This window comes from candidate division Zixibacteria bacterium HGW-Zixibacteria-1, assembly GCA_002838945.1.
Taxonomy (GTDB): domain Bacteria; phylum Zixibacteria; class MSB-5A5; order GN15; family PGXB01; genus PGXB01.
The window spans coordinates 21336-37990 of record PGXB01000036.1; the positions used below are offsets into that span (position 1 = coordinate 21336).

At 50.4% G+C, this 16655-nt stretch carries 18 protein-coding genes; all 18 read right to left on the minus strand.

Going from position 1 to position 16655, the window contains the following annotated elements; genetic code table 11:
• Positions 1 to 2: 2 nt before the first annotated feature.
• The gene (locus CVT49_12600) at positions 3 to 539 is read right to left on the minus strand and encodes a hypothetical protein (GenBank protein ID PKK82646.1); all 537 of its coding nucleotides are present in this window, start codon (positions 537 to 539) and stop codon (positions 3 to 5) included.
• Positions 539 to 1435: a hypothetical protein gene (locus CVT49_12605; GenBank protein ID PKK82647.1), complete on the minus strand. Its 897-nt coding sequence runs from the start codon at positions 1433 to 1435 to the stop codon at positions 539 to 541. The genes CVT49_12600 and CVT49_12605 overlap by 1 nt, the downstream gene beginning before the upstream one ends.
• Before the next feature lie 15 nt (positions 1436 to 1450).
• Complete coding sequence (locus CVT49_12610; protein ID PKK82648.1) at positions 1451 to 2347, minus strand: hypothetical protein; 897 nt, start codon at positions 2345 to 2347, stop codon at positions 1451 to 1453.
• On the minus strand, positions 2266 to 3006 hold the full coding sequence (locus CVT49_12615) for an isoprenyl transferase (protein ID PKK82649.1): 741 nt from the start codon (positions 3004 to 3006) through the stop codon (positions 2266 to 2268). The genes CVT49_12610 and CVT49_12615 overlap by 82 nt, the downstream gene beginning before the upstream one ends.
• A 41-nt stretch (positions 3007 to 3047) precedes the next feature.
• On the minus strand, positions 3048 to 3722 hold the full coding sequence (locus CVT49_12620) for a hypothetical protein (GenBank protein PKK82650.1): 675 nt from the start codon (positions 3720 to 3722) through the stop codon (positions 3048 to 3050).
• Complete coding sequence (locus CVT49_12625) at positions 3715 to 4860, minus strand: tRNA guanosine(34) transglycosylase Tgt (protein ID PKK82651.1); 1146 nt, start codon at positions 4858 to 4860, stop codon at positions 3715 to 3717. The genes CVT49_12620 and CVT49_12625 overlap by 8 nt, the downstream gene beginning before the upstream one ends.
• Positions 4861 to 4865: 5 nt before the next feature.
• A complete protein-coding gene (locus tag CVT49_12630) occupies positions 4866 to 5444 on the minus strand; it encodes a flavin reductase family protein (GenBank protein PKK82652.1) in 579 nt (192 codons plus the stop codon).
• Between the two features lie 14 nt (positions 5445 to 5458).
• Entirely contained in the window at positions 5459 to 6814 is a 1356-nt protein-coding gene (locus CVT49_12635; GenBank protein ID PKK82653.1) for a DNA repair protein RadA, read from the minus strand.
• A 6-nt stretch (positions 6815 to 6820) separates the two neighbouring features.
• Complete coding sequence (locus CVT49_12640; protein PKK82654.1) at positions 6821 to 7576, minus strand: ABC transporter ATP-binding protein; 756 nt, start codon at positions 7574 to 7576, stop codon at positions 6821 to 6823.
• 4 nt (positions 7577 to 7580) lie between these two features.
• Positions 7581 to 8360, minus strand: coding sequence for an ABC transporter permease (locus tag CVT49_12645; protein PKK82655.1), 780 nt, complete (start codon positions 8358 to 8360; stop codon positions 7581 to 7583).
• Positions 8361 to 8362: 2 nt separating this feature from the next.
• A complete protein-coding gene (gene dnaB / locus CVT49_12650) occupies positions 8363 to 9787 on the minus strand; it encodes a replicative DNA helicase (GenBank protein ID PKK82656.1) in 1425 nt (474 codons plus the stop codon).
• Positions 9788 to 9791: 4 nt separating this feature from the next.
• Positions 9792 to 10523, minus strand: coding sequence for a uracil-DNA glycosylase (locus CVT49_12655; GenBank protein PKK82657.1), 732 nt, complete (start codon positions 10521 to 10523; stop codon positions 9792 to 9794).
• Position 10524: 1 nt separating this feature from the next.
• Positions 10525 to 11721 (minus strand): bifunctional phosphopantothenoylcysteine decarboxylase/phosphopantothenate--cysteine ligase CoaBC, encoded by a 1197-nt coding sequence (gene coaBC / locus CVT49_12660; protein PKK82658.1) that lies wholly within the window; start codon positions 11719 to 11721, stop codon positions 10525 to 10527.
• Between the two features lie 29 nt (positions 11722 to 11750).
• The gene (locus tag CVT49_12665; GenBank protein PKK82659.1) at positions 11751 to 12224 is read right to left on the minus strand and encodes a hypothetical protein; all 474 of its coding nucleotides are present in this window, start codon (positions 12222 to 12224) and stop codon (positions 11751 to 11753) included.
• Positions 12225 to 12313: 89 nt separating this feature from the next.
• Positions 12314 to 13885, minus strand: coding sequence for a bifunctional phosphoribosylaminoimidazolecarboxamide formyltransferase/inosine monophosphate cyclohydrolase (gene purH, locus CVT49_12670; protein PKK82664.1), 1572 nt, complete (start codon positions 13883 to 13885; stop codon positions 12314 to 12316).
• Between the two features lie 14 nt (positions 13886 to 13899).
• Positions 13900 to 14796 carry a phosphoribosylaminoimidazolesuccinocarboxamide synthase gene (locus tag CVT49_12675; protein ID PKK82660.1) on the minus strand — a complete coding sequence of 299 codons (897 nt, stop codon included), beginning with the start codon at positions 14794 to 14796 and terminating at the stop codon, positions 13900 to 13902.
• 1 nt (position 14797) lies between these two features.
• Positions 14798 to 15397 (minus strand): phosphoribosylglycinamide formyltransferase, encoded by a 600-nt coding sequence (purN, locus tag CVT49_12680; GenBank protein ID PKK82661.1) that lies wholly within the window; start codon positions 15395 to 15397, stop codon positions 14798 to 14800.
• A complete protein-coding gene (locus CVT49_12685) occupies positions 15381 to 16574 on the minus strand; it encodes an Asp-tRNA(Asn)/Glu-tRNA(Gln) amidotransferase GatCAB subunit B (GenBank protein PKK82662.1) in 1194 nt (397 codons plus the stop codon). The genes purN and CVT49_12685 overlap by 17 nt, the downstream gene beginning before the upstream one ends.
• Positions 16575 to 16655: the final 81 nt, after the last annotated feature.

Here is a 16655-nt window from a genome sequence, read left to right on the forward strand (position 1 = left end):
GGTTATGGTATTATCCTGCGGACCCCGATAAATCTTTTCTTCCAATAATCCTCATGCATGTTGGAAATAATTATTCCGGATGAATTTGAGGTATGGATAAATTCGTCGAAGCCGATATATATGCCGACGTGTGAAATGGAATTGCCCTCGGTTTTGAAGAAAACGAGGTCGCCGTACCGCATATCCCCCCGATTTATCTTTTGCCCGGTCTTGAATTGTTTCTCGGCGGTCCGTGGCAGTTTGGTGTGATTAAATTTGTCAAAGACCAGCATCGTAAAACGGCTGCAGTCGAGATTTTCTCCGTCACTGCCGGAACCATATGGTCTTCCCAGAAAACTCTGAATAATGCGCCCCAATTCGATAAGGTCATCGGTCGTGGCGCTCATATAGCGATCCTTATTCTTTTGATATACCTGTGTCGCCTTTTGCTTCTCACCCTTTCCCTCTGGCGGCCGGGATTCGCCGGTGCCATAGCGGGGATGGGGAGTACATCCGGTGAAAACAAGAATTGCCAGGGCCATTAGTATCAGAGATCGCATCAGTTAATCCTCGGATATATTATACCAAATCGTTTTTTATAATATAACCGCGTCATAACCAGCAGAACAAGCATAAAAACCAGATAGGCGGGGAAGTAGTACCCGGCCAGCAATGAAACCAGGAGTATCGGCAGTTTGCATGTAAACAGGATCGCCTTTTCGTCGGGGGTCAATAACGCGATGACAAACAGACAAATCGAAACAGTGCTGACTGCCACCAGAAAAGCGTTGAATATTAGAAACGCCATAAGAAGTGAGGTTATGACCAATGCCAATCCACTCATAATTATCTGCCTGTCGCTCAATCCTGCCGCCAGCGTCATTTTGCCGGTTTGTTGATCGCCCTCGCGATCCGGAATAATCGTCAACAGGTAGCCCGCCGCGACTAAAAGGCAAAAATAAAAAATAATATAGATCAGGTGAATGTCGCCGCCGATATCTGTCACGGCCGTCAAAGGTACCAAAATTCCATAAGCGATGACATTGGCCAGCAGTCCGCCGATCGGGCGGTCCTTCAATCTCAGCGGCGACGCCGAATAGGCCAAACCCAGCAGGCCGATCAAAATAATAATTAATACCGTCATAAAATCCGAACAGAAGGCGGCAATGACGGAGACAACCGAGACGCTTAAATATGCCGCCATCATCTGACTTCTGGAAATGATGTCTTTCTGTAGGAAACCTATCTTTTGGTTGATGAGATCCGAATCATAATCAAAAATCTGATTGATGTAATAGGCCCCGGCTGAGATCAGAGTCAAACTTACCAGTGCGAGCGTATTGGAATCTTCCCATGCCTGGTAGGGATAACGAAGCTTGAATGCCAGCAGATATATGGACCAGACCGGCAAAAGCAGCATCGGGCGCGCGGCGAAAATAAAGTCGATTACTTTCACCGATAATCACTCCTGTTATTGGTAAATGAAATTATCGAGAAACAGATACAGCACCGGCGCGGCAAAAAGCAGCGAGTCAAAACGATCCAGCACGCCACCATGGCCCGGTATTATGGCCGAGGAGTCCTTGATGCCGATGGCCCGTTTCCAGCAGGATTCGACCAGGTCGCCAAGCTGGCCGACCAGCGAAATCAAAATACCGGCCATAAGCAGCAGCGGTAATTCAATATTCGAAAGTCTCCAGAATCCGAGAATAAAAGCGACAATGATCCCGCCGGTCATACCGCCGATAAATCCCGCAATAGTTTTGTTGGGCGATACGGTCGGAGCCAGTTTTCGTTTGCCGAAAGCCTTGCCTATAAACATGGCCAGTGTGTCCGACAGCCAGAGTGTGCCGAACATAAAGAGCATCCAGTCGCCGCCCTGCCCGGATAATTGGCGCACCATGTAAACAAACGGATATAACAGCCCGATATAGGCCACACCCCAGATCAGCGTGGATTGCTGTTTGAACAACTCGGAGGGGGTCGTATTACGCACGGCCGTAACCATGCCAAGAAAGATAAAATATCCGGTCAATATCAGCAAACCTGATGATATCGACAACAGCATCGAAGCCGCCAGCATTCCGGCGGTAAACAGCGATGTTATCCAGAATAAAATCATTTTTGGTCTGATGCCGGAGCCGAACATAAATTCGCCGATGCCGATCATTCCAAACAGCATGACCATGCCAAAAAGCCAGGAACCGCCAAGATATGAGATGAGAATTATCAGCGGGCCGAAAATAGCGGCAACAATTATGCGTGTCAGCAGGTTACTCAAACCACTCAAACCTTTCCGAAGCGGCGTTCCCGTTTCTGGTAATCTATAACGGCCCGGAACAGCTCTTTGCGGCCGAAATCGGGCCAGAGAACATTGGTAACATAGAGCTCGGTATAACTGGTCTGCCAGATTAGAAAATTGGAAATGCGCATTTCCCCCGAAGTTCTGATCAACAGATCCGGGTCAGGCAGACCGGCGGTGTAGAGATAATTTGAAAAAAGCGTTTCGTCGATTTCTCTCGGCTTTATTTGTTTCGAAGACACCGCCGTGGCAATCGCTTTGACGGCATCGATAATTTCCGACCGCCCCCCATAATTGAGGGCCAGGTTGAGGACCAGGCCCGTGTTCTCACGCGTTTTTTGCATGGCGATGGTCAAAGCTTTGCGCCGTGAAATCGATAATTCACCGATACGGCCGGTCGTTATCAAGCGGACATTGTTTCGGTTCAATTCGTCTATTTCGCCCCGGGTGGTCCGTGACAGAAGGCGCATCAAGGCGGTTACTTCCTCTCGCGGACGGGACCAATTTTCCACTGAGAAAGTATAAAGAGTCAAATACTTTATGCCGATTTCGGCGGCCGCCCGCACGACTTTTCGCACCGCGTCCACACCCGCCTCATGGCCGGCCGTTCGGGGCAAATTACGCCTGCCGGCCCAGCGCCCGTTGCCGTCCATAATAATGGCAACATGCTTTGGAATACGCCCCATATCGATCTGCGCTTTGAGTATATCTTTGGTGCTGACCATGGTATTAATTATAGAACTATGCCGTGCCGGTGGCAAGTAAATTATCTCGTCTCCAATTTATAGTCAAAGAATTCATAAATATGCCTGGTATATTGCCGCCCGAGAATGGCGATCTTCAGACTGTATGTCTCAAAACGTGTCGGTCTGATAACGTTATCAACCCGCTCGAAGTAATAATCAAATGATTGCCGGTTTATCCCTTCTTCATCCCTCCTATGCAGAAAAACCGTCTCCAGCGAAAAATCTTCGCGGTTGATATTCATAAATCCGGACCGTGCCCGGATGCTGTCTTCGACCGGCGATTCAAACCCGACAGCCAGTCTTCCGGCCCCGGTATCATTGGGATAAAAATAGAAATTCAGCGAATCATTCCAGGGCAGAAACGGCATAGAACTGTCCGGCGGAGTATTTTTATCCATCGAGGTCGAATCGATGACATTCATCGAATCAAGTTTCCCATCCGCGAAATGGAACAGGTACACGGCGGTGTCGATTTTCTTAATCTCTCCCCTATAATCAGTCTCGTGATAAATCGAACGGAGCTCAAACGAAAACGATGCCGTCGAATTGAACAGATAGTTTTGGTTAAAGACATATGAGGCATTATCAAGATAAAACTGCATGGTGGCATTTGACTCCTGCGAGGAACCCGATAACGGGAAGAGCAAACAGATCGCAATTAATAAGAAGGTTCGCTTGCGCCAGAAATTATTCATTGTCCCTACCCTGCTCATATTTTTCAAGAAATTCATTTCGGAATTGATCAAAGCGGTTTTCCATAATGGCGTCACGTATCCGCCGCATCAGGTTTTGGAAAAAGTAGGTCGAATGATAGGTGGCCAGAACCAGGGCGGTAATCTCGCGCTGGTTATACAGATGCCGGATATAGGCCCGGCTGTATCTCCGGCAGACACGGCAATCGCAATTGACATCAAGCGGCCGGGAATCATCGGCCACATCGGCATTGCGGAAGACAAGCGGCCCCTCGGATGTGAAAACCATTCCGGTTCGCGCATTGCGGGTCGGCAAAACGCAGTCGAACATATCGATCCCATATGAAACCGCCATCAATATATCCTCGGGGTAACCGACCCCCATCAAATAACGAGGTTTCTCATGAGGCAGCAATTTTATCGTGTATGCCAGCGTCTCTTCCATCTCGGCTTTTGATTCGCCGACAGCCAGACCGCCAATGGAATAACCGGGGAAATTAAGCTCCACGAGCTGCTCGGCCGAGATTTTGCGCAGTTCCTGATAAACCGATCCCTGGACAATCCCGAACAAGGCGATGTCATTATTGTCACCGCCTGACTGCTGATCGAAATAACTGCGGCCGCGTTTGGCCCAGTCATAGGTGCGCATGACACCGGTCGTGGCCAGGGATTTATCGGCCGGATACGGCACGCATTGATCGAATGACATAATTATATCGGCGCCGATATCGAGCTGTATCTGAATCACTTTTTCGGGATAAAAATGATGCATTGAGCCATCATGGTGCGACTTAAATATAACTCCGTCATCGTCGATTTTGGACAGGTCCTGCATCGAAAAAACCTGGAAGCCGCCCGAATCGGTCAGGGTCGGTTTGTGCCAGGAATTGAACTCGGCCAAACCGCCCATCTCCCTTATCAGCTTTTCCCCCGGCCGCAGATAAAGATGATAAGTGTTGCCCAGAATAATTTCCGCCCCGCAGCCTTCAAGATCCTCGGCCGTCATGGCCTTCACCGCCCCGCTGGTTCCGACCGGCATGAAAGCGGGTGTCTGGAACTGACCATGCGGCGTGGTCACGGTACCGCGCCGGGTGTCGCCATCACGCGTGATAAGATTGTATGAAAAGGGGCCGGAAGACATGCCTGTTATTTTTCCTTTTTCCCGGCAGCTTCGCCATAGCGAGACAGCAGTTTTGTCAAACCTCCGCGATATTCGCGCGCAACCGTGCAATAGACCAGCGGTTTCAGTTTGTCAATGTTGATTTTTCCTTTATCATCGATCAAATCCAGATCAACATGCACAGCCACGATCTCAGCAACGAACATCTCATGCGAGCCGAGAACCATCGATTCCCGCACCTGGCACTCGAGATTAATCGGACATTCCTTGATCATCGGCGAACCGACGACTTTTCCGGGAATCGGAGTCAACTTCAACGCCTCGAACTTATCATATTCGCGCCCGGAGCGGTTGCCGCAAAAATCGGCCTCCTTTAGATTTCGTTCCGAGGTCAGATTGACCACAAAATCGCCTGCCATCTTGATCATCTGATGCGAATGCCGCTTGGGCGTCACCGAAATTGAAAGCATGGGAGGTTCCGAATTGACGATCCCGATCCAGCTGATAGTGATAATATTCGGTTTGAAACCTTCGGCCGCGCAGGAAACCATGGTGGCCGGAAGCGGTATCAACATCGACTGCGGCTTTAACTGAACTTTGTCCATAAATTTATATTCCTCTAAAATAATAATTCCAGGGCCCGGTCCAACGTCGAGACAGTCAATATCTCTATTTTCTTATTAGTTATACTCTCGGCGCCATGCGCCGGGATAATGATTTTTTTGAAGCCGAGTTTGGCCGCTTCCGCAACGCGCCGGTCAACCATGCTGACCGCCCGCACTTCACCCGACAGCCCCACTTCACCGGCCATCACCAGATCGGTATCGACCGGGATATCGCGGAGTGATGAGACAATTGCGGCCAGTACTGCCAGGTCGATAGCCGGTTCATTCAACCGTAAACCGCCGGCGACCGAGACAAAAACATCATTGCCGCCCATCGGGACACCGACCCGCTTTTCCAGGATGGCCAGAAGCAGCGCCAGTCTTTTGTTGTCGATGCCGCCCGCCACCCGCTGTGGTGTTCCGTACGAAGCGGATGACACCAGCGCCTGAATCTCGACCAGGATGGGGCGGTTCCCTTCGCATGAGGCGGCCACGACTGTCCCGGAACGGGAAATGCCCTCATAATCGGACAGAAACAACAGCGAGGGATTATCCACCTGGCGCAAACCTTCAACCGCCATTTCAAAAACACCCAGCTCGAACGTGGCTCCATAGCGGTTCTTGACGGTGCGCAAAATGCGATAGAGATACCGGCTCTCGCCCTCGAAATACAGGACGGCATCCACCATGTGCTCGAGTATTTTCGGCCCGGCCACCAGTCCTTCCTTGGTTACATGGCCAATCAGAAACAGGGCGAAACCTTCCCGTTTGGCGGCCTCGATCAACCGCCCGGCCGATTCGCGAATCTGCCCGATGGTCCCGGGCGGCGAATCGAACAGACTGCTGGTAACCGTCTGAATCGAATCGACAATGACAATATTATATTGCTCTTCATCGAGAATGGTCAGAATCTGCTCGAGATCGGTCAGGTTGGCAATCGAAATATTCTTGCCGGCTACATTCAACCGCTCCGCCCGTTTCTTTATCTGGCCGGGAGATTCCTCACCGGTGACATATAATATATGGCAGCCGTTATTCGAGTAAGCATTGGCCGCCTGGAGAATCAAGGTCGATTTTCCGATACCCGGTTCGCCGGCCAGAAGCACGGCGCTTCCGGGCAGCAGAGCCCCGCCGAGGACGCGGTCGAATTCGCCCATGCCGGACTTGTAGCCCGACATATTATTATCATCGATCTCGGCAAAGGTGCGCGGTCTCTCTGCAGATACTTTCTTCGGCTTACGGTTCGATTTGACAATTCTTTCTTCGGCCAGGCTGTTCCATTCGCCGCAATCGCGGCACTGCCCCTGCCATTTGGGATGAATGGCGCCGCATTTGGTGCAGACATAAGCGGTTTTGGTCTTTTTATCCATAAATGCTTAATTTATCTTAATCGGGCCTTCGGCCTGTCCGTGAATAAACTGCCTGACGATTGAATTGGAGCTGTTTCTGGTTTCATCGGGTGTACCCTCGAACTCGACCTTGCCGTCATATAGCATAACAATCCTCTGACCCACCTTATACGCCGAAGTCATATCATGAGTCACCGTAACCGAGGTCACATGCAGTCTGGTGTGCAGATTAATGATGAGGTCATTGATCCGGTCGGCCGTGATCGGGTCGAGACCGGTGGTTGGTTCATCATATAGCAAAATGGCCGGATTGGTGGCTATGGCTCGGGCCAGCCCGACCCGCTTGCGCATGCCGCCCGATAATTCGGCCGGATATTTTTGCTCGGTGCCCGATAGACCGACCAGCGCCAGCTTTTCGGCGATAATGTCGTCGCGTTCCTTTTCCGGAAGATGCATACATTCCTTGAGAGCCAGTCCGACATTTTCGCCAACCGTCAATGAGTCGAGCAGGGCCGCCGATTGAAAGAGCATTCCGATGTTCTTCCGCACTTCGGTCAGATCGTTGAAATTCATGTCGGTCACATCGTTTCCATCGACATATACCGATCCCGACTCCGGTTTAATCAGGGCGTTGATATGTTTCAGAAGCACCGATTTGCCGCATCCGGACTGCCCAATAATGACAATCGACTCGTTTCTGGCCACTTCGAGTGAGACCCCCCTGAGAACTTCCTTGTCGTCGAAGGATTTATTTACATTGTCGAATTTTATATATGCATCCATATACTTACATCCTGAACAGAACCATGGCAATCACATAATCCGAGACGAGAATCATCACCGAGGAAATAACGACGGCATACGTCGTCGAAATACCGACGCCGCGGGCGCCGCCGGCGGCACGGAAACCTTCATGGCAGCCGACCAGCCCGATAATGGCGCCGAAAACGGTCGCTTTGAGCATACCGCCCATCATGTCGAAGAAACTGAAAGAGAATCTGACGCCGTTAAGAAATGTCTCATAAGATATATCCACAAAAAGAACCGACACTGCTAACGCTCCGAGGACGGCGATGAAATTTGAGAAAATGACGAGTATCGGAAGCATGATGGTGCTGGCCACCAGGCGCGGCATCACCAGGTAGCGCACCGGGCTGATACCCATCGATTCCAGGGCATCGATCTGCTCGGTGACACGCATGGTACCCAATTCGGCGGCAATTCCGGCGCCGACGCGCCCGGCCACCACCAGCGCCGAAAGCACCGGGGCCAGCTCGATGACAATCGCTTTGCCGACCGCTGAGCCGAGATAGCGCAATGGCGCGCCGATAAATTTGAACTGGTAGGCGGCCTGCCATGACGATACGGCGCCGACGAATATCGAGATAATCAGGATAAGCGGAATCGATTTATTGCCGATCATAAAACACTGATCGACAATCAGACCAAGTGAGCGGGGAACCGATTTGAGATGATATACGGCCTTGAAAAGAAGCAGGAAGGTGCTTCCCAGCCGCGATATAAAATTTATCGCGCGACGGCCTATTAATGGTACACCGCTATTCATCCTTAAAAGGGAGAATCGGCATCGGTATCAGGTATGGCCGGTTCAAAGGCAGCCAGATTCTCGAATCTGATAAAGTCCTTTACAAAGGCAAGATTGACCACTCCGGTCGGGCCGTTGCGCTGTTTGGCGACAATAAGTTCGGCCCGCCCTTCCACTTCCTTGCGTTTCAGATCATCTTTGTCAAGATGCGACATATAAAACTCCGGGCGATAAACAAACATCACGACATCGGCATCCTGCTCGATGGCGCCGGATTCGCGAAGGTCGGACAACTGCGGGCGCTTGTCGCCGCCGCGCATTTCCACCATTCGCGACAACTGACTGACGGCAATGACGGGGATATTCAATTCCTTGGCCAATGTCTTCATGGATCGCGAAATCAACGCCATTTCCTGCTGGCGGTTTTCGGCGCGCACACCGCTGGTCATCATTTGAATATAATCGACAATGATAAGACCGACATTATGCTGGGCCTTCAGACGCCGCGCCTTGGCGCGCACTTCAACCGGCGACAGAACGGCCGAATCATCAATATATATATTAGCCTCACTCAAGGGATCGGCGGCAATCGATAATCTCTGCCAGTCGGCATCGCGAAGGCGATTGGTGCGAAGCAGATGCTGGCTGATTCTGGCCCGGCCGCACAAAAGCCTAAGCACCAATTGCTCTTTCGACATTTCGATCGAGAAAATACCGACCGGGACTTTTTTATCGACCGCCATAAATTCGGCAACATTCAACGCGAAAGCGGTCTTGCCCATCGACGGACGTCCGGCAATAACCACGAATTCACCATCATGCAAACCGCCGGTCATGGCATCGAGTTGTGCAAACCCGGTCTCGATCCCGCTTAATCCGCCCTTTGTATCCTGGAAATGTTCGATCTGCTCAAAAGTGCTGGGTACCAGTTCGGCCATCGAGACAAAACCTTTGCGGAGGCGGCTCTCGGATATGGCAAAAATATTCTGCTCGGCCCGGTCGAGAATCTCCGTAACTTCATATTCCAGATTATAGCAGCTTTTCACTATTTCGCTGGAAGTATTGATCAGATTGCGCAGGACCGATTTTTCGAGGACGATCTTGGCATAAGAAACGGCATTGGCCGTGGTGGCGATGCCATCAACCAGTTCGATCAGATAAAGCCGCCCGCCGATATTGTCGAGCTGATTCATCTTGGTCAATTCTTCGGCAACCGTGGTAATATCGCATGGCTCATTTTTTTCGAAAAGATTCAGAATCGCCTTATATATTAGCCGATGCTTGGGAACATAAAAATGCTCATTGGTGGGAAGCTCTTCGATGACAGATGAGATGACTTCCGGCTCCTTCAGAATCGATCCCAGAATATCCTGCTCCGCCTCGACCGATTGAGGCGGCTGCAGCCGGGCGATATCTTTCTCTTTATCTATACCGGGCCTGGTTGCCATATAATTATTCCGCCGCTAATTCATCAAATTTTTCACGGAGGCGCTTGACATCCTCCCAGGTATCGCGCTTATACGATGGAAATCGGAGCAGGGCCGCCGGATGATAGGTAACAATAAAGGGGATGCCGTTGAAATCGTGCCACTGGCCGCGTAGTTTTCCCAGCGGGGTGGTTGTCTGAAGCAGTCCCTGGGCGGAAATGCGCCCCAGGGCGCAGATAATTTTCGGTTTAATCAGCTTTATCTGTTCCAGTAAATACGGCATGCAGGTTTGCATTTCATCCGGCTGCGGATCGCGGTTATTGGGCGGGCGGCATTTAAGAATATTGGCGATATAAACATCTTCCCGTTTGAAATTTATCGCCTCCAGAATTTTATCCAGAAGCTGTCCGGCGCGGCCGACAAACGGCTCGCCTCTCAGGTCCTCATCCCGCCCCGGAGCCTCACCGATAAACAGGACATCCGCCTTGGGATTGCCGACACCATAAACGAATTTCGTCCGGGTCGCGCCGAGGGGACAGTTTTGACATTCGCAGATCCCTTTCTGGTGCGACGAAAGCGATCGATATTGAATCACCTGCTTTTTATTCCTGCCGTTGAGAATCAATTCCTTTTGTTTGCGCTTGACTTTCCCCCGGTCGATAACGATATCGCCCAGCCCGATCTGTACCTGGCTCCGGGCCGCTTTCACAAGCAAGGCGGTGGTCTTGGGATCGAGACGGCTTTTGAGTTTAGTCATGTTATTCCAACCTGCTTATATGTTCAATCAGGACGCGCGCCAGTTCCATCTTGGGCATAGTGGGTAATGATTCGGTGCGCCCCTTTTTGTCGATCAGCGTCACCTTGTTCTTATCGCTCTCGAAAGGTACGGCATCTTCCAGGCTGTTGAGCACAACCAGATCAAGTCCCTTTTTCTTCAGCTTGGCCGTGGCGTTTTCGATACCGTTTTCAGTCTCAAGAGCGAACCCGATGATTTTCTGGCTTTTCTTTTTATCTTCCTTAACCGCCTTCAATATATCTATTGTCGAGGACAATTCAAGTTTGAAACTCCCCTGCGCTTCTTTTTTTATTTTCTGTGAAGCGATTTTTTTTGGCGTAAAATCGGCCGGAGCGGCCGCCATGATTAAAATATCGGTTTTCTTGAATTCCTTGCCGACCGCCCGATACATCTGCTCGGTCGTTTCAACCGCAATAAGTTTAACCGGCACAGCGGGCTGCATATCCACCGGCCCGGACACGAGAGTCACCTCCGCGCCCGCTTCATACGCGGCCGCCGCTAGGGCATAGCCCATCTTTCCGGATGAACGGTTGGATATAAACCGCACCGGGTCAATAGGTTCGCGGCAAGGCCCGGCGGTAATAAGAACTTTCTTATTTTTCAGGAGCTTTTTTTTTTCGAAGTGCTTTTTGATGATCTGCACAATCTCTTCAGGTTCGGCCATTCGACCGGGACCGGTGGTCTCGCAAGCCATCTCCCCGACATTGGGATCGATGAAGATATATCCAACAGCACGCAATTTTTCGATATTCTGCAGTGTAATCGGATTGAGATACATTTGGCTGTTCATCGAGGGCGCGATCATCACCGGAGCCTGCGCGGCGCAGACGACGGTAGTAAGCATATCGTCGCTGACCCCGGAAGCAACTTTCCCGATAAAATTGGCCGTAGCCGGCGCCACCACAAACAGATCCGGCCACGAAGCCAGGTCGATATGATGTGTTGCGACATACTGCTCCTCGGGAAACATTTCCACCGCTACCGGATGCTGGCAGAGCGTTTCGATGGTCAATCTCGTAATAAACCAGGTGGCATTACGAGTCATTATCGCCCTGACATCGGCCCCTTCCTTTTTCAGCAGCCGAATAAGAAAAGCGGTTTTATAAGCGGCAATCCCGCCGGAGATACCGACAATAATCTTTTTATCTTTTAATGACATGCGGATTCAAAATTTCAGAAGAGTGAAAACTAGTTCACAAGCCCTTCATCATCGGGCAATAAAAATATCTGCTGTTTGCCGGCTTCTATAAAATCGGGCTCACGGAACAGTAAAGCGCCGATGATAATTTTCAATTGATCGAGTTCGATCGGCATCGCCCCCATGAGTGTCGCTCTTTCCAGTATCACCTCCATCAGGGCATCGCTGATAAGGCCAAGATATTTCAGTTGAAGCAGGTAACCAATCGCATCTGATGCAAAATGCCGGCGTTCCTGCTCGGTGAGAATGCGCGTGGAAACGATCGACTGAGTGTCCTCGAGGACAAATTGCGAATCGCTCTGGAGTTGATCCAGAACCCAGGAATAGGCGGAGCTTATCTCATTATCGGTAAAGCCGTTGCTTTTCAGATAAGAAGAGACATCCTCCAGATTGTCCAATTGCCCCTGATGATCCTTAATATGAGACATCAGGAAGACAACAATTTCAAGAACCCTGTTACCCACAATTTATCCTTTCAAAATCTGCAACACCCAGCACCAATTTAAGCATAGTTTAAAAAGCATGCAAGCAATAATTGCCCAAAAACAAAATTCTAATGCTTAAAATGCCTGATACCTGTGAATACCATTGCAACATTGGCCTTGTCGGCGGCCTCGATGGCAACCGGATCCCCTTTTGATCCGCCCGGCTGTATAATGGCCGTAACTCCCGCTTCGGTGGCGACTTCGATTCCGTCCGGCATCGGGAAAAAAGCATCAGATGCCAATACCGCCCCTTTGGCACGCTTACCGGCCCTTTTGACGGCCAGGGCGGAAGCATCGACGCGCGAGGTCTGCCCCATGCCGATACCGACCGTGGCGGTGCCTTTGACGATGACAATGGCATTCGACTTGGTATGCTTGACCATTTTCCAGGCAAACAGGAGCGATTTTATCTCATCGTCAGTCGGGCGGCGATTGGTGACATGCGTCAATGATTGGGCTCCAGTTACGACATCATCCGCCGTCTGATACAAAATTCCGCCGCGAACATATTTCAGGACAGTTTCTCCTTTGGGGCGGCCCCTGGTGATCTCCGGAAGAGCCAAAATGCGGCGGGTCTTCTTCTTCATCATCATGGTCAAGGCTTCGGGATCATAGCTCGGCGCCACGATACACTCGACGAAGTGAGTCTTATTCAACAACTCGGCGCAGGCCATATCGACATGTTTGTTGAGCCCGATGATCGAACCGAAAGCCGATAGCGGATCGGAAGCCAGGGCATCGCGATAAGCATCGGCAATAGTCGCACCGGTGGCCGCTCCGCAGGGGTTGGCATGCTTAATTACACATGCAAACGGCTCCTCAAAATCAAGCAGCATATCCAGCGTGGCGTCGAGATCGGCGATGTTGTTGTATGAAAGCTCCTTGCCGGCCAGAACCTCGGCCCGCGCCAAAGTCGGCCCGGTAAAACTTTCGTCGGCATAAAAAGCGCCCTTTTGATGCGGGTTTTCGCCGTAACGAAGGGCCGATTTCAAGTTGACCGCAATATCGAGCCGCGAAGGGAACTCATCACAGACTTCTTCCTTCTTCTCGGGCGGACCGGCGACAAAATAATGAGCAATAGCCTTGTCATAGGTATTGGTAAGTTTGAAGGCTTTCCCGGCCAACTCACGGCGAAGCTCCAGATCGACGGCGCCGTCATTTTTGACCAGTTCCTCGATTACGCGGGCATAATCGGCCGGATCGGTCACGACCATTACGCCGGAAAAATTCTTGGCTGCCGCTCGCAGCATGGTCGGGCCGCCGATATCGATATTCTCGATTATCTCGGCTTCCGTGACACCCGGCCGGGCCACCGTCTGCTCGAAAGGATACAAATTGACGACGATCATGTCGATCGGTTTGTATTCCTGATGCGTCATCTGGGCGAGGTCGTCTTCATTATCACGGCTGAACAATATCCCGGCGTGAATTTTCGGATGCAAAGTTTTTACCCGGCCGCCGAGTATTTCAGGAGCGCCGGTGAAAGTCGAAACCGAGATGGCATGGACATTTTCCTTCTTCAGCGCCGCCAGCGTGCCGCCGGTGGACAATATTTCGATATCATATTTTTCCAGTGCGCGCCCCAGATCAACCAGTCCGGTCTTGTCATAAACCGAAACCAGAGCCCGCTTTATCTTGATTTTTCCGCTCATTATCATTTCCCCGTTAATAGTCTGGCCGCCTCCCTGTATTTCGCGGCTGATTTCTCCACAATTTCCTCCGGCAGTTTCGGTCCCGGAGGCGTCTTATCCCATTCAAGGCCGTTAAGATAATCCCGAATGAACTGCTTGTCAAATGATGGTTGCGCTTTTCCGGGAGTATATTGCGCCAAAGGCCAGAATCGGGATGAATCGGGCGAGAGAACTTCATCAATCAGGATAAAACGACCGTCCAAAAAGCCGAATTCGAACTTGGTATCGGCGATTATTATCCCTTTGCCGCGCGCATAATCGGCCGCTTTGGAGTAGATGGCGATTGACTTTTTCCGGCATAATTCCGCTGTCTCGGCCCCAACCGTCTTCAGTAACTGATCATAGGAGATATTCTCATCATGGCCGCTGTCGGATTTGGTGGAAGGTGTAAAAATCGGCTCCGGAAGTTTATCCGATTCTTTCAAATCGGGCGGAAACTTAAAACCATGCACCTCATTTTTTCCCTGCTTGCGCGCCTGGGTCAGTTCTTTCCACATCGAACCGGAGATATAACCCCGGACTATACATTCGACGTCGATTCGTTTGGCCTTATGGACCAGCATCGAGCGCCCTTCGAGAATGTCGCGGTGTTTAAGCAGCGGTCTGGGATATTGCGCCACATCGGCGGTCACCAGATGCGATTCGACCACATCCTTGAGAAAATCGAACCAGAACAGCGACATCCGGGTCAGAATTTTTCCCTTTTCCGGAATACCGTTGGGCAGAATAACATCGAACGCCGAAATCCGGTCGGTGGTCACGATCAGCAGTTGTTCATCAAGATCATAAACATCACGGACCTTGCCGCGGCTGAACAAAGGATAATCCTTTATATCTGTGCTCATAACTAAATTCGCCATATTAATTATACCTCCCTCTTATGAGGTTTTCCAATGCGATTGGATATATTTTGTGTTCGATTTTCAAAACCCGGGCCGCCAGACTGTCGGGATCGTCATCCGGCAGAACAGGGATTTTTTCCTGAATTAATATTTTGCCGTTGTCGTAAATTTCATCGACCAGATGTACGCTTGCGCCCGATTCTTTCTCGCCCGCGGCGATAACCGCTTCATGCACATGATGGCCATACATGCCCTTGCCGCCGAATTTGGGAAGAAGCGCCGGATGAATATTAACAATATGATTCTTGTATTTCCGGACAACCGACATCGGAATCAGTTTTAAATACCCGGCCAGGGCGATATATTCGACTTCGTATTCATCCAGCATTTCCAGCAGGTCCCGTTCGGCATCTTCCGAACTGGCGTATTCTTTGGCTATATAAACAAAGGTGTCAATTCCGGCATTTTTGGCCCGCTCCAGTCCATATGCATTATCTTTGCTCGAAACCACCAGGACAATTTCGCCCGAGAGTCTCCCCTGCTGTGAGGCATCTATCAACGACTGAAGATTGGTGCCGCCGCCGGAAATAAAGACGGCGATTTTAGCCTTTGAGTCCATTCAGTTTCTCCCATAATATTTTATTGACGAGCTCGGGATTGGCCATGCCCTTTGTCTTTTTCATCACCTGCCCAATAAAGTAATCGAATAATTGTTCTTTGCCGGACATAAACCGCTCGACATTTTCCTTTTCCTCACCCAGAACTTCATCTATAACAACCGCGATTGTATCATAATCTGTAATTTGCGACAATTGCTGATCTTTCATTATTTCTTCCGCCGACTTCCCTGTTACCACCATTTGCGCAAAGACATCTTTGGCAATTTTACCGGAAATTTCTCCGGATTGTATTAGATTTAAAAGATCAGAGAGCATGACGGGCGTAATATTAAAACTATCGATTTCCATGTTTCTCTCATTAAGGACCTTAAGCAATTCATTAATCATCCAGTTCGCAGCCGTCTTGCTGTCGGAATAACCGAGCATGACCGCCTCAAAATAATCAGCCAGCGGCCGCGACTCGGTCAATATGCCGATATCATAATCGGAAAGATTATATTGTTGTACGAACCGGGCAAACCGCGCCTTGGGAAGTTCCGGCAGACCGGAACGCAGGTGATCAATGTGCGCATCAGATACCACCAGCGGCGGCAAATCCGGTTCCGGGAAATAGCGATAATCCTCACATGCTTCCTTTGTCCGCATCGGCTCGACCGTTTGTTTTTTCTCATTCCATAACATGGTACATTGCTCGACAGCCTGGCCAGACTTTATCAGGGCGGCCTGTCTTTCAATTTCGTATGCCAGCGCCTTTTCCACGTATTTGAACGAATTCAAGTTTTTCACTTCGGTTCTCACGCCGAGTTCCGAAACCCCTTTACGGCGCACCGAAACATTGGCGTCACAGCGAAGATGTCCCTTTTCCATATCTCCGGTGCAGATTCCAAGATACTGCAATACCTGCCTTAATTTCAACAGATAATTGTAAGCCTCTGCGGGAGAAGCGATATCAGGATCCGAAACAATCTCTATCAGCGGCACTCCGCAACGATTGTAATCGACCCGGCTGTATGGCTCGCCCTGCTCCGGATGAAGAAGCTTGCCGGCATCTTCTTCGAGATGGATTCTATTTATTCTTATCGTCTTGCTCTCTTTCACATTTCCCGCATCAATTTCCATCCGGCCGCCTACCCCCAGCGGATGCAGGTACTGGGTAATCTGTATACTGCTCCCCATTAATTGACAAGGATTGTTAAGAGAGTATCTTGTGGCTGATTTCACAAAGGAGATCAGTCATGAAGCGACGGCAATGGGATT